Source organism: Streptomyces sp. AC558_RSS880, assembly GCF_019049255.1.
In the GTDB taxonomy this organism is placed as follows: Bacteria; Actinomycetota; Actinomycetes; order Streptomycetales; family Streptomycetaceae; genus Streptomyces.
Genome location: NZ_JAGMUJ010000029.1, coordinates 298,660 through 312,251 on the forward strand (window position 1 = coordinate 298,660; position 13,592 = coordinate 312,251).

8 protein-coding genes and 2 pseudogenes are annotated in these 13,592 nt (G+C 72.5%); 7 read left to right on the forward strand and 3 right to left on the reverse strand.

Annotated elements, in window-relative coordinates; translation table 11 throughout:
- Positions 1–149: 149 nt before the first annotated feature.
- A complete protein-coding gene (locus KUM38_RS11445) occupies positions 150–2,060 on the reverse strand; it encodes an SMI1/KNR4 family protein (protein ID WP_217129201.1) in 1,911 nt (636 codons plus the stop codon).
- A gap of 134 nt (positions 2,061–2,194) precedes the next feature.
- On the opposite strand from KUM38_RS11445, the pseudogene KUM38_RS43565 reads away from it, so the two are divergent.
- The 6 genes and pseudogenes from KUM38_RS43565 to KUM38_RS42855 all read left to right on the forward strand — a co-directional run bounded on the left by KUM38_RS43565 (position 2,195) and on the right by KUM38_RS42855 (position 11,525).
- Positions 2,195–3,148, forward strand: a pseudogene (locus tag KUM38_RS43565) (response regulator).
- A gap of 524 nt (positions 3,149–3,672) precedes the next feature.
- Positions 3,673–4,503 (forward strand): ABC transporter ATP-binding protein, encoded by an 831-nt coding sequence (locus KUM38_RS11460; RefSeq protein WP_217129202.1) that lies wholly within the window; start codon positions 3,673–3,675, stop codon positions 4,501–4,503.
- Positions 4,500–7,043, forward strand: a complete 2,544-nt coding sequence (locus KUM38_RS11465; protein WP_217129203.1) for an FtsX-like permease family protein — start codon at positions 4,500–4,502, stop codon at positions 7,041–7,043. The genes KUM38_RS11460 and KUM38_RS11465 overlap by 4 nt, the downstream gene beginning before the upstream one ends.
- Before the next feature lie 418 nt (positions 7,044–7,461).
- Entirely contained in the window at positions 7,462–8,859 is a 1,398-nt protein-coding gene (locus KUM38_RS11470; protein WP_217129204.1) for an MFS transporter, read from the forward strand.
- Positions 8,856–10,076, forward strand: coding sequence for an FAD-dependent monooxygenase (locus tag KUM38_RS11475; protein ID WP_217129205.1), 1,221 nt, complete (start codon positions 8,856–8,858; stop codon positions 10,074–10,076). The genes KUM38_RS11470 and KUM38_RS11475 overlap by 4 nt, the downstream gene beginning before the upstream one ends.
- 525 nt (positions 10,077–10,601) lie before the next feature.
- Positions 10,602–11,525 (forward strand): protein kinase, encoded by a 924-nt coding sequence (locus tag KUM38_RS42855; protein WP_308408946.1) that lies wholly within the window; start codon positions 10,602–10,604, stop codon positions 11,523–11,525.
- On the opposite strand, the pseudogene KUM38_RS41745 reads toward KUM38_RS42855, so the two are convergent.
- Both KUM38_RS41745 and KUM38_RS11500 read right to left on the reverse strand, forming a co-directional pair.
- A pseudogene (locus tag KUM38_RS41745) lies at positions 11,524–12,095 on the reverse strand (transposase family protein); the annotation flags it as partial. The gene KUM38_RS42855 and the pseudogene KUM38_RS41745 overlap by 2 nt on opposite strands.
- 355 nt (positions 12,096–12,450) lie before the next feature.
- On the reverse strand, positions 12,451–12,825 hold the full coding sequence (locus KUM38_RS11500; RefSeq protein ID WP_217129206.1) for a peptidase inhibitor family I36 protein: 375 nt from the start codon (positions 12,823–12,825) through the stop codon (positions 12,451–12,453).
- Between the two features lie 517 nt (positions 12,826–13,342).
- On the opposite strand from KUM38_RS11500, the gene KUM38_RS11505 reads away from it, so the two are divergent.
- Positions 13,343–13,576: a hypothetical protein gene (locus KUM38_RS11505; RefSeq protein ID WP_217129207.1), complete on the forward strand. Its 234-nt coding sequence runs from the start codon at positions 13,343–13,345 to the stop codon at positions 13,574–13,576.
- Positions 13,577–13,592: the final 16 nt, after the last annotated feature.

The window sequence follows — 13,592 nt, forward strand, 5'->3', positions numbered from 1 at the left end:
CCCGTCTCGTGCGAGACGGGTACATCTCGCAGGGAGCGTACACCTTCACACTTCGAGGAGGTTCCTTTCCGTGCGTTTACGTCGTCAACATGCTATCCCTCGCGTGGACACTAGGAGTGTGGCGTGTCTGGCGAGAGCCGCGTGCGGCTTCAGGACCGTCCGAGACTGATCGTTGCGTACGCGTAGGGCTCGCCCTCCCGCGGCGCGCGGTTCCAGGACCGTGTGGTCAGGTGCGGCAGGATGCCCTCGGCCAGGGCGTGCCGGGGCAGGGACAGACCGAACTCGTCCTGTACGGCGGCCAGCAGGCACCGCTGGCGGTCCGCCTCGCCGACGCCGCGCAGGACCCGTTCCGGATCGAGGGCCCCGGGCACCGGCCCCGAGCGTTCGACGTCCGTGCCGCGCAGCGTGTACGCGTACAGCTGCTCGCCCCGCTCGGCGACCGACAGGTGGAACACCGCGAGACCGCCGTCGCGAGTGCCGCGCACCCACAGCACCACCGCGCGGCCGCCGCGCGAGGCGGCGGCGGCCGGGGAGACGAAGAAGTTCCCGGGCCCCGACGTCCGCGGGGCCGTGTCGAAGCCGAACGCCCACCCGGAGCCCGTCCGGCCCACCGCCACCACGGCCCGGTCCTCCCACGGCGCCGAGTCGTCCCGCTGCCTGCCGTCGTGGGGGAACCACCCGGCAGGGCGGACGGGCGGCGCGGTCAGGCCCACACCCCCGTCCTCCCCGACCAGGCCGGGCAGCGACTCCGGCTCCGCGTCCTCCACCCACAGGCACCGGTAGGAGCCGTACGGGGCGTTCCACCGCAGAGTCTCCGCCAGCCAGCACAGTCCCGGCGGATCCAGGTCCGGCACCGGATCGGGCACCGGGCCCGGCCGGCCGGCCCGGGGCGTGGCCAGCAGCTCCAGTCCGCGCTCCCGCGTCACCACCGGACCCAGGACGGGGTCCCCCAGCAGACCGACCGGTGCCAGCAGGTCCGGCACCGGCGGCGACCACGACGGCAGCGCGGCGCGGATCACCCGCCACGCCGCGTCCGTCTCCCCCCACCTCGCCGACTCCCACGCCTCGGCCACCGCCTGTCCGAAGGCACCCTCCGGCGCGTAGCGGTAGGTGCGGTCGCGCACCCGGGCCAGGATCTCGTCCGCGGCCGCCGTGACGCCGTCGTCGGTCTCGGTGCCCAGCACGAACCGGTGGGGCCCGCGGCCGGGACGCTCGTCCCGCAGGTGCGCGGCGGCCATCACGGGCACCAGTTCGCCCGTGCAGCGCGGATCGGCGACGAGCTCACCGAAGCCGTAGTACCCGTGCCCGACGCCGTGCGACAGCGCCGCCAGCTGTTGCAGCATGCCCCGGGCGCGGGGCCGCCCGTACCGCTCCGCCTCGGTGAGCAGTTCCCGGGCGGTCTCCCACCTCCCGCCCATGGCCTCCTCCCGCGCACGCTCCACGTCGGCGTCCAGGGCGCGGGTGGTGTCGTTCACGAAGCCGGGGAGGCCCGCCCGTTCGGAGTGGAAGCTCTGGTACATCCGCTGCATGTAGGCGCGGAACGACGGATACCGGTCCGGGAACTCGCCGCTCCACCCCTTGTAGACGTACAGGGCCCACTCGCCGTCCTCGTCGGTGTCGCCCGGGTCCAGCAGGGCGTAGGACATGTCCGAGTCGGTCTCCAGTCGCAGTGCCCGCCGCCACATCCCGGCCAGCAGCACCTCCTGCTCGGTCGAGCGCTCGGTCAGCGCCTCCTGGTAGCTCGCGGTCATGCCGAACGGATCCCCGAACCAGTCGATCTCGTGGGCCGCGCCCAGCCGGTAGACGGATCCCCCGTCGAGCCGCCAGCCGTTGCTGGCAGCGAGGAACCGCCGGTAGGACGGAGGAAGCCGGGCTCCCAGGCGCTCCTCGGCGGCGGCTATCTCCGCCTCGGCCGCGGGCGGGGCGGCGAGCGCCAGGTCGGCGAGGGTCATGCCGCCCTCCGTCAGGTCCTCCATGTCGTCCTCGTCCGGGACCCATTCCTCCTGCCAACGCCGGAGGAACTGCTGCCAGTCGAAGCGGTTTTCGGTCTCCTCGGTCACGGGCCGAGTGTGGCAGCCGCCACTGACATCGATACCGGTCCTCGGGTCCCGGCGGCCGTGGCCCGACCACGGGACGACCGGCGCCGCCTCGGCGGCGGTTACCGCGTCCGGGTCCGCATTCCCCTGGACCGCCCATGACACCGGGCGCAGCCGGGCACCGGCCCCGCGTGCTCGTCGCCGACGACCAGACACTGATCAGAACCGGCTTCCGGATGATTCCCACCGCCCGCGGGATCGAGGTAGTGGGTGAGGCGGCCGACGGGGCGGAAGCGGTCGCGGCGGCACGCGAACTCCAGCCGGACATCGTGCTGATGGACATCCGCATGCCGAACATGGACGGCCTGGAGGCCACCCGCCGCATCCTGGAACACGCCCCGGACTGCCGGGTGACCCAGGTGACCTCCTCCTCCAGCACCTCGCGGACCGCCCGGGCGGCCCGGCGCGTCCCGGTGGCCGGCACCGACCTCGGCCGGCACGTCGACGGCATCATCCCGACGGGCTCTCATCGGCGATCACTGGTCGGACGGACACATCCGATCGGCTGACCGGCCATCGAAGAGACACGCGCTCACCCACCCCCTACCGGGGTATCACTCCCGACTTGGCTCCCCAGGGTGACGTTCCGCCCTCCACCGCCTTCCTACCTTCCTCCCCGTCACCACGGACGAGACAGAGGGAGACGGACGGATGCGCCGCTTTACGAGGCGCTGCGGGCGGGCGCCAGCGGCTTCCTGCTGAAGGACGCGCCGCCGACCGACCTCATCGCGGCGGTACGCGTCGTGGCCTCGGGCGACGCGCTGCTCGCCCCCTCCGTGACGCGCCGCCTCATCGCGGACTTCGCCCGGCAGCGTCCCGCCACCCGGGGCAGGCCCGCGCTGCGGCTCAAGGCCCTGACGCAACGCGAGACCGAGGTCCTCACCCTGGTGGCCCGCGGCCGGTCCAACACGGAGATCGCGCAGACGCTGGTGCTGGCCGAGCAGACGGTGAAGACACACGTGAGCCGCGTCCTGACCAAGCTCGACCTGCGCGACCGCGCCCAGGCGGTGGTCTTCGCCTACGAATCGGGGCTGGTGGCCCCGGGCGAGTAGGACGGCCCCCGACCGGGACCGCGCCCCGGGACCGCGCGCACGTCGCCGTCGGAGACGGAGGGGCCTCCTGCGGCCCTGGTGCTCGCACGCTGCTGGTGCTGGTGCTGGTGCTGGTGCTGGTGCTGGTGCTGGTGCTGGTGCTGGTGCCGGTGCCGGTCTCCCTGATCCGCGCCTGACGGGTCGTGGTCCTGTTCGGGGCGGTTCGCTCCGTGTTCCCGGGGCGGGGTGGGCGTTTCCCACCCGGCATGGTGGCTGCCCGGCATGGTGGCTGCCGGGGGCAGCCCGGTCGATCCTTCCCCAGGCTCTCCTGCCGGCTCCGAGCCCGGGTGTCTCAGTCCGGCGCAGGCCGCGCTTCGCCCCCCAGGCCCCGGCGGTAGCACCAGCGACGGAGAGGGCCTGCCGTCCCTCCTCCACCCCCTACCGCGGTATCACCTCCACATTGGCTCCCGGGTATGACGCCGGGCACGCAGCCGTCCTCGCACACTCCCTCCTGTCAGCACGAGAAGATCGCGAGAGGGCGGAACATGAGGCTACGCAGCAAGCGGCAGAAGACGGACGAACGACCGGAGGTCCCGGCCCCGGCCGCCACACCCGGTCTCGCCGTCGAACTGCGCGGTGTCCGGCGGCAGTACGGCCGGGGCGCGGGCGCCGTGCACGCCCTCGCGGGCGTCGACCTCGGCCTCCCGCGCGGCACGTTCACCGCGGTCATGGGCCCGTCCGGGTCCGGCAAGTCCACCTTCCTGCAGTGCGCCGCCGGGCTCGACCGGCCGTCGGAGGGGTCCGTGCGCCTCGGCGGTACGGAGATCACCGGGATGAGCGAGAACGAGCTCACCGAGCTGCGCCGCAGCCGCCTCGGCTTCGTCTTCCAGGCGTTCAACCTGCTGCCGTCGCTGACCGTGGAGCAGAACGTCCTGCTGCCCATGCGCCTGGCCGGGCAGCGCCAGGACCGCCACCGGGCGGCCGCGGTGCTGGCGCAGGTCGGGCTCGCCGACAAGGCGAAGCGCCGGCCCGGCGAGCTCTCCGGCGGCCAGCAGCAGCGCGTGGCCGTCGCCCGCGCCCTGGTCACCGCCCCCGACGTGATCTTCGCGGACGAGCCCACCGGCGCCCTCGACACCGGCACCGCCGCCGAGGTCCTCGGCCTGCTCCGGCACGCGGTGGACACCCTCGGCGCCACCGTCGTCATGGTCACCCACGACCCGGCCGCGGCCGCCTGGGCCGACCGCGTGCTGTTCCTCGCGAACGGCGCCTTCGCCGACCGCCTGGAGCGCGGTTCGGCGGAGCAGATCGCGGCCCGGATGACCGTGCTCACCTCCCGTACCTCCCACGCGGGTGCGAGCGCGAGGGTGGCGGCATGAGGCGCCCCAACGGACTCGCCCGTGAGGCCGTCCGCTTCAAGCCGGCGTCCTTCGCGGGGACCTTCCTCGCGCTGCTGATGTCCGCACTGATCGTCTCGGCCTGCGGAATCCTGCTCGAGACCGGCCTGCGCGCCTCGGTGCCGCCGGAACGGTACGCGAACGCGCCGGTCGTCGCGGCGGCCGACCAGTACGAGTACGTGGTCACCGGCAGCGGCGAGGACCGCGAGAAGGAGGCGACGCCGCTGCCGGACACGGCACGAATGGACGCCGGGCTGGCGGTGAAGGCCGCCGAGGCGCCGGGTGCGGCCACCACCGTCGCGGACTTCACCTTCCCGGTGCGCGCGACGGACGACGGTGCGGGCTCCGGCGCTCGTGAACTGCCCGTTGAGGGTGGTGTGCTCACCGCGCACGGATGGGGCTCGCACACCTTCACGGGCACCTCGCTGACCACCGGTTCCGCGCCCCGCGAGGGCGAAGTCGTGCTCGACGCGGGTACGGCCCGCGCCGCGCAGGCCGCCGTCGGCGACACCGTCGTGCTGGAGACCGCCGCCGGGCGGCAGGACTTCCGCGTCGCCGGCGTCGCCAAGGCCGGACCCGCGGACACCGCCCGGAACACCGGCGCCGCGGGCGCCCTGGCCTGGTTCGCCGACGCCCAGGCCCCCACGCTCGCCGGGCACCCCGGCAAGGCCGACGCCGTCGTCGTGCTGGCGAAGCACGGCACCGACACCGACGCCCTCGCCGACGCCGTGAAGAAGGCCCTGGCCGGCTCCGGCGCCCAGGTCCACACCGGTGACGACCGCGGTGCCGTCGAGGACCCGGGCCTCGGGTACGCCAAGGTGACGCTCTTCGGAATCGGCGGTTCCTTCGGCGGCATCGCCGCCATCGTCGCGGTCTTCACCGCCGCCGGAACCGTCGCGCTCTCGGTCGGTCAGCGCTCCCGCGAGTTCGCGCTGCTGCGCGCCGTCGGCGCCACCCCGCGGCAGATCCGCCGAGCGGTCGCCTCCGAAGCACTGCTCGTCGCGCCGCTCGCCGGAATCGTCGGCTGCCTGCCCGGCATCGGGCTCGCGCACTGGTGGTTCGGGCAGCTACAGGACCGCGGCGCCATCCCACAGGCCGTGGACCTGCACGTCTCCGGGCTCCCGCTGCTCGCCGCCGTCGTCATGGGGCTGCTCACCGCGCTCGGCGCAGGCTGGACGGCCGGGCGCCGGCCCGCGAGGATCAAGCCGGGCCAGGCGCTGTCGGAGGCGTCGGTGGAGCGGCTGCGGCCCGGCCTGATCCGTACCCTCCTCGGCGTCGGCGCCCTCGTCGGAGGCGCGATCCTCACCGGCGTGTCCGCCAACTCCGCCGGGGACGACGCGGCCGGCGCCGCCCTCGGTGTCGTCATGCTCTTCATGCTCGCCGTCGGGCTGCTCGGCCCGCTGGTGGCCCGGCTGTGCGCGGGCCTGTTCGGCCTCCCGCTGCGCGGCGCGGGCCCGGCGGCCGAGCTCGCGGCCGCCAACTCCCGTACCAACGCCCGCCGCCTCGCCTCCGCGATCACCCCGATCGTGCTCGCCGTGGCCTTCGCCTCGACCCTCGTGTTCATGCACACGAGCGAGACCCACGCCGCCGACAAGCAACTGCGCGCGGGCCTCACCGCGGACCACGTGGTCACGGACCCGGCGGGGCTCCCGGTGGACGCGGTCGCACAGGCCGCCCGCGCACCGGGTGTGGACGCGGCCGTCGGACTGCTGAACACACAGGTGCTCGTGCCGATCGGCTCCGGCGAGTTCAAGTCGCTGCAGGGCGCGGCGGCCCAGGGCGTCACCGGTTCCGGCGCCGAGCTCGCGAAGGTCCAGGACCTGGACGTACGCGAAGGCAGCCTCGACCGGCTCGGCAAGGACCGTATCGCCATCGACAAGACCCTCGCGAACTCGGCGGACGTCGGCGTCGGCGACCGACTCCCGCTCTACCTCCCCGACGGCACCGAGGCCGGCCCCGAGATCGTCGCCGTCTACGGCCGCGGCCTCGGCCTGGCCACGGTGACCATGGACCGGGCGACCCTGGACGGGCACGTCACCTCCGGCTTCGACAGCACGCTGCTGGTACGGGGCGGCTCGCAGCAGTCGCTCACGGCCCTGGGCCAGGTGACCGACGCCTCCGGCTACGCCACCGAGCAGAACCTCGACGCGAAGCTGGGCGCCTGGATGAACAACACCATGGCCGCGGTCCTCGGCGGCTTCGCCGCCGTCGCCGCCGTCAACACCCTGGTGATGACGGTCCTCGACCGCCGCCGCGAACTGGGCACACTGCGCCTCGTCGGCTCCACCCGGCGCCAGGTGATGACGATGCTCCGCTGGGAGGGCCTGCTGGTGGCCGCGGTGGGCCTGGTCCTCGGCTCCGCGATCGCCGCGGCCACGCTGATCCCGATGATGAGGGGCGTGACCGGTGAGGCGCCGTACGTGCCCCCGCTGGTGTACGGATCCTTCGCGGCCGCCGCCGGAGGCCTGGCACTGCTCGCTGTCACACTGCCGGCCCGAGCGGCGCTGCGCCGCTGGTCGTAGCGCACGCGGACGGGCCGGGAGTCGTTCACCACCGTGGTCGTGGCCTCCACGCCGACCGGCCCCGCGGCCGCTCCCGGCCGGGAGCGGCCCGCCGTCAAGGGGCAGCACTGCGGCGAGCCGCGGCCGTCGCGCTCATCATCGCCGGCGCGGTCACCGGCGCGGCGCTGTGCCGGGTGCACGAAGGTCTCGCGGTGGTGGCGGCAGCACTCGTCGCGCCGGCCGTGAGCGGCCTCGGCCACGCGTCCGCTCACTCCGCTCACTCCGCTCACTCCGTCGACCACGCGGCGGCAGCCACGACCGGATCGGCCACGTCCCCGACGAGCGGCTCCGCGACCGCGCCGTCGACGGCCCGCGCGGGCGGCAGCGCTGCGCGTACGGCCGGCCCCTCACTCGCCCGGCAACAACGGAAAGGACGCTCATGACCACAGCCCTGGCTCCCCCGGTCCGCATGGGGAAGGCCGCTGTCGCGGCCCTCGGCATGCTGGCCGTCTCCACCGGTGCCCTGGAGTCGGTCGTGTCACCGACGCTCCCGCTCCTGCAACGCGAACTGGACATGAGTCCGGCCGAAGGGGCGCTCCTCAACATCGTGCTCGCCATCACCGGCACGCTCATCACACCGTTCGCGGGCAAGCTCGGCGACCGCTACGGCGGAAAACGAGTCCTGATCCGGCTGATGGCGGTGGTCTCGGTGGGTGGACTGGTGTCCGCCCTGGCGCCCAACCTGCCGGTGCTGCTGCTCGGTCAGATCCTGCAGGGGGCGATGGTGGGCGCGCTGCCCCTGTCGTTCATCGTGGTGCGCAAACACCTCCCCGCGGGAGAGTCGAAGGCGGCCATCGGGCTGGTCAGCGGGATGTTCGTGGGCGGCTCGATGGTGGGACTGCTGTCGGCCGGACCCGTCGCGGAAGCGTTCTCCCGGCACTGGATGTTCGCGGTGCCGACGTTCGCGGTCATCGGGTTCACCCTGCTGGTGAACAGGCTGATGCCGTCCGATCCGCCGGGCCGGCCGGACGATGCCGGGATCGACTGGCCCGGCCTGCTTCTCCTGAGCGGGATCCTGGTCACGCTCATGCTCGTGTTCGCGCTGGCGCCCGAGGCCGGCTCGCAACCACTCGTGCTCGGCGCCCTCGTCGTCGTTCTGGCCGCCTTCGTGACCGGATGGACAGCCGTCGAACGCCGTGCGGCCGCGCCGATGGTCGATCTGCGCATGCTGGCACGGCCTGTGATCTGGAAGTCGTGTGTGGCGACGTTCGTGATATGCCTCGGTACCGCGACGGGGGTCTATCTCGTTCCGCAGCTGCTCGACGTGTCCGGCGACGGATACGGATTCGGGGCCGGTCCCACCGAGATCGGCTTCATCCTCCTGCCCGGCGCCGTGGCCGCGACGCTGGCCGGGCCGCTCGGCGGGATCGGGGAGCGGCGCTTCGGCTCGCGTGCCGTGGCCATGACCGCGACCGTCATCATGGCCGCCGCTCTGCTCGCCCTGTCGGCCGCACACACCGAGGTCTGGCACATCGTCGTCGGCAAGGCGCTGATCGCGCTGGCCAACGGCCTGTGCGTCACGGCCATGGTGACCGGCATCGCCTCTTCCGTCGATGAAGGCGACACCGGCATCGCCACCAGCCTGGTCCTGGTGGCCCGCGTGCTGGGCTCCGCCATGGGCGGGATGCTCGGCGGCGCGCTCCTCACCTCGGGAACCCCTTCCGGGTCGGAGGTCCCGGCCGAATCGGCCTTCACCACCGGCTTCCTCATCGCCGGCGTCGTCGCGGTGCTGTCCCTGCTTGTCGTCCGCACCATGAACAAAGGAGTCAAGGAATGACCCTCACCGACCATCCGACGGATGTCCGTACCACGCCGAGGCGCACGGTCCTGATATCCGGGGCCAGCATCGCCGGTCCCGTCCTCGCGTTCTGGCTGAACCGCTACGGATACGCGGTCACGCTGGTGGAGAAGGCGGGCGCGCCGCGCAGCGGTGGTTACCCCATCGACGTGCGCGGCACCGCACTGGAGGTCGTCCGGAGGATGGGGATCCTGCCGCGACTGCGGGACGCGCACATCGACCTGCGCCGCCTGACCTTCCTCGAAGGGGACGGCGGCGAGGTGGCCTCGCTGCACCCGCACACCGTCACCGGCGGTGTCGCGGGACGGGACCTGGAGGTGCGGCGCGGGGATCTGACCGACGCTCTCCACACGGCGGTCCGTGACGACGTGGAGTTCTTGTTCAACGACTCCATCGACACCCTCGACCAGACCGGCCACGGAGTCGACGTCACCTTCCGCGGGGGCGGCAGGCGCACCTTCGACATGGTCTTCGGCGCGGACGGCATGCACTCACGTACCCGGGAGACGCTGTTCGGCCCCGAAGAGCAGTTCCACCACTATCTCGGCTACTGCTTCGCCGTGTTCACCATGCGCAACACCTTCGGCCTCTCCCACGAGACCGTGATGTGGAACGCCCCGGGCAGGGCCGCGGCTCTTTACGCCGTGGAGGACGACGACGAAGTGCACGCCTTCTTGAACTTCGCCCAGCCGGAACCGCCGTTCGGCGCGTTCCGGGACCCGGAATCCCAACGGGACCTGGTCGCCACGGTCTTCGCCGACGCGGGATGGGAGGTCCCGGGCATGCTGACCGCCATGCGCGACGCGGACGACGTGTTCTTCGACGCGGTCGGCCAGATCCGCATGCCCCGCTGGTCCAGCGGCAGGGTCGCGCTGGTGGGCGACGCCGCGTACGCGCCCTCGTTCCTCACCGGACAGGGCACCAGCCTCGCACTCGTCGGCGCGTACATGCTCGCCGGTTCCCTGGCCGACCGGGACCACGCCGCGGGCTTCGCCGCCTACGAACACGACACCCGGAACTTCGTGACCGTGAACCAGGCGCTGGTCGGCAAGGGCGGTGCCACCCTCTTCCCGGCCACCCCCCAGGCGCTGGAGGAACGCAACAGCAGGCTGCGCGGACTCGGCGCCATTCCCTCCGCGGAGGGACGACCGGCCCATTCGGCCCTCACCCTGCCCGAATTCATGCCCACGACGTGAGCCCGGCCCGGCGCCGACCGCGGAGTGCTACTGCTCCAAGCCGGCCAGCCGGTCGCTCTCGCGGCATTTCGCCGGATGCCCGGCTCCGGCGAGGGCAGACACGACCAGCATCGCGAAATCCGCCGACTCCGCCCGGTTTTCACAGCGCCGTTGCCCGAGCGGAAGAGCCCCGGTCACCCCACAAGGGTGGCCGGGGCCACACACCGACTTCCGCGCGCACGGCAAGAGGTACGCCGACGGCAAGTCCGACGGATCGACATGCCTGCTTCACGGGGCGCTTCAAGGCCTGCCAGGGCGCCGACCGCCCCGTTCGCGTCCCGTTCCGCGGCCGACGGCTCAAGCGGTGGCAGCGCCGGCACAGCACCACCCACGCCAAGATCCGCTGCGTCGGCGAGCAGGCCATGACCACGCTCGAGGGCCGGCGCCTGCTGCGGAAACTCCGCTGCGGCACCAACCGCATCACCGACATCGTGAAGACCGTTCTCGTTTTTCACCACACGTCAGCGTGAGGTCGGAAGGCGCTCAGTGGTCCAGCGGCGGCCGGATCTGCGCACCTTCGTCACCGAGCACGGCCCGCTCCCGCTCGCCGGGACCGCCAGCCTCGGGGCGCTGCTGGCGGAGGGCCTCGGCACGGTGCACGACGCGGGGCTGCTCCACCGTGACCTCAAGCCGCAGAACATCCTGCTGTCCCGGTACGGCCCCAAGGTGATCGACTTCGGTCTCGCCGTGCTCGCCGAGCGCCGCACCACCCTGACGGCGACCGGCTTCGTCGTCGGCAGCGTGCTGTGCATGTCGCCGGAACAGGCCCGGGGCGAGCACCAGCTGGACCGGTCGGCGGACGTCTACGCGCTGGGCGCGGTGCTGCTGTTCGCCGCGACCGGACACTACCCGTACGAGGGGCCCACCTGGCAGGCCGTCGCTCTGAAGATCGAGGACCCGGCGACCCCTCCCGATCTGACGGGCCTCCCTCCTGAGCTCGGACCCCTGATCACCGGCATGCTCGCGCTGGACCCCGGCGCCCGGCCCGCTCTGCCCGAGGACATCGAGTACCTCGTGCGGGTCCTCCACGACCAGGGCCTGACCGCCTTCCAGGCCAAACGCCGCCTCACCGACCTGACACCCGAGATCGCCGTGCCCCAGCTTCCCGCACCGGCCCTCGAGCCCGAGCCTGGAGCCGGCGTTTCCCCCTACACGCCCGCCGCCGTCGACCCGGCGGCGGTGGAGGACGAGCAGGCGGACGCGGCGGTACCGGCCGGGGCGGGGCAGCACGCCGCCGACGACGAACCCGGCGGGGAATCCGGGAGCGCTGCTCCCGCCGCTCCGCGGGAGATCGTCCCCGGGCAGGACGGGAAGCCCCGAAGCGGCAGGACCACCGGCGTCCGCCCCACGGCGCCCCTGCGGATCGCCGAGCGGATCCGCGCCGCGTACGCCCGCGAGGCACGCTTCTGAGCTGCCCGGCTTCGCGCGCGGAAGCCCGCACGGCCTCGCCGTAGGCGCCGGAGCCGTCGCGGCAGACGATCTCGAGACCACGATGCTTGCGCAGCCGCCTCTCCAGGGCGTCGGCGCCACGGCCCGGGAGTACGTCGATGCGTTCGCCGGTGTCGGCATCGATCAGGACGGTCGCGTAGCGGCGGCGGTGTTTGAGCGCGAAGTCCTCGACGCCGAGGACGCGCGGCACCCGCACCACGGGCAAGGGCAGGCGGGCCATAAGTCGCAGGGCGGTCGAGCGGGATATCGCCGCAGCCAGGACACGGGAGAGGCGGGCGCCCGCCCGGTCCGCCAACTCCTTCACACCTCACCGACCTGGTCGGCGAGGCGCCGGACCCGCACCGATACCACGACCCGCCCGCCGTCCGCCGGCACGTCCGCGATCGTACGTCGGTGGATGCCGTGACCCGCCCCGTCGGCTGCCCGCACACCGGGCACCGCACCGGCTCCTCCCGTGTCCGGGCCCGCACCCGGATGACCTCACCCTCGTCCGCCACCCTCTACGACCAGCAACGCCAGTCCCGAAAACACCACACCCACAAGCTCGTTGACATCTCGCATGCAACATCAACGACAACCGTCACCCTTCGTCCCTCGATTACGGGACAGAGCCGCTCGTTTGACAGACCGACGGTGATCAGGTGGGAGTACAGCGCAGACCCGCCGACGTGAAGCAGCTCCCCACGTCGACCCAGGGTGGGGAGCTGCTTCATACCAGGGGGGCGGGGCCGGCCCCGAGTACGCGGCGTCCGGCGGCCGGACGCGGCTCCGGTTCGCCAGGGTTGTCGGCGGGAGTGGGTCCGGTGCCCAGCGGCCCCCGGTCCGGTCCGGCCTCCCAGCGGTCCTGGCGGGGCGGGCGGTTGAGGGGTTCGGTCAGCCAGTCGGCTCAGCCCCCGCAGCCACCGTACTCAAGGGAGCTCACTGCGTTGTCGTAGAGGAACAGAAGTTCCTGCTTCTCACCCGGCGGGATGGTGTAGTGGTAGCCGCGGTAGTCGGCATCGGTGTAGATGCAGACGAACCCCTCGCCGCGGTTCCACACCGAGCTGGCTCGGTCGTTCCACGCCCAGCCGATGTTGGGGATGTCCACCCGATACTGGAGCTGCAGGTTGCTCCCGGTGAGGTTGTGGCCGTCATAGAGGCAGATCTGGCCCTCTTCACAGCGGGTCACGGGTTCATCAGCCGATGCGGTTCCCGGAGCCGCCAGTACGGCGGTGGAGGCGAGGACTGCTCCTGCTAACGAGGTCTTGAATGCCAGGTTCATGACTACCCTTTCCCCTTGTTGCGCGTTGGTATCTGTGGAAGCGCGGTCATGGTCCCGCCTCCTACTGCCTGGGGCTTGACCCGAGATCGTGGACACCGGTTCGTGCCGCGGTGGTCAGCGTAACTGATCGTTGTTCGAAGGCGTTTCGGGCTGATCCGGCCGATGCGGGAGTGCCTCCTCCTGGTGTCCTGGCGGGTGGCCCATCGGAAGGGGCCGCTCGGGCGTCTGGCCAGTGTTCCCTTCCCTGAAGCGTCTCGCGTGTCATGGTTGCGCCACTGACTTCGGCTCGCCAGGTTCGGCGAAGTCCCTGATGGGCCTGGGGCGGTGGCTGTATCCCGTGGTGTGTGAGATATGCGGATGGGGGCGGGCCGACTGTCGCGGGACGTCGGCGCCGTGAGTCGGTGCGGATGCAGGCGGCTGAGTCGTTCGAGCAGAAGATCAAGCCGTTGGAGGGCACGGCGCCTGTGGGGGAGCCGGAAGTCGGCCTATCAGTGGCGCCAGTTGCGACGGGACGAACGTGGCCAACAGCCCCACCGCGATCCCGGCGAGCAGCGTGCGCGCGACCGTCATGACACCGCCCGAAAACCACGGTGCGATCGGCGGCCCGGTGGCGGTCGTGCTCTGCGTCGGGTCGGTCGCGCTCAACTTCGTCGGCGTGATGCCGCTCAACGCGACAGCCACCGACTCGCTCGTCGCGGTGGGTCGCCGCGAACTCCCTGGCCGGGGTGCGGCTCTACATCCTGATGGGTGACGCGGCGCTCGTCGCG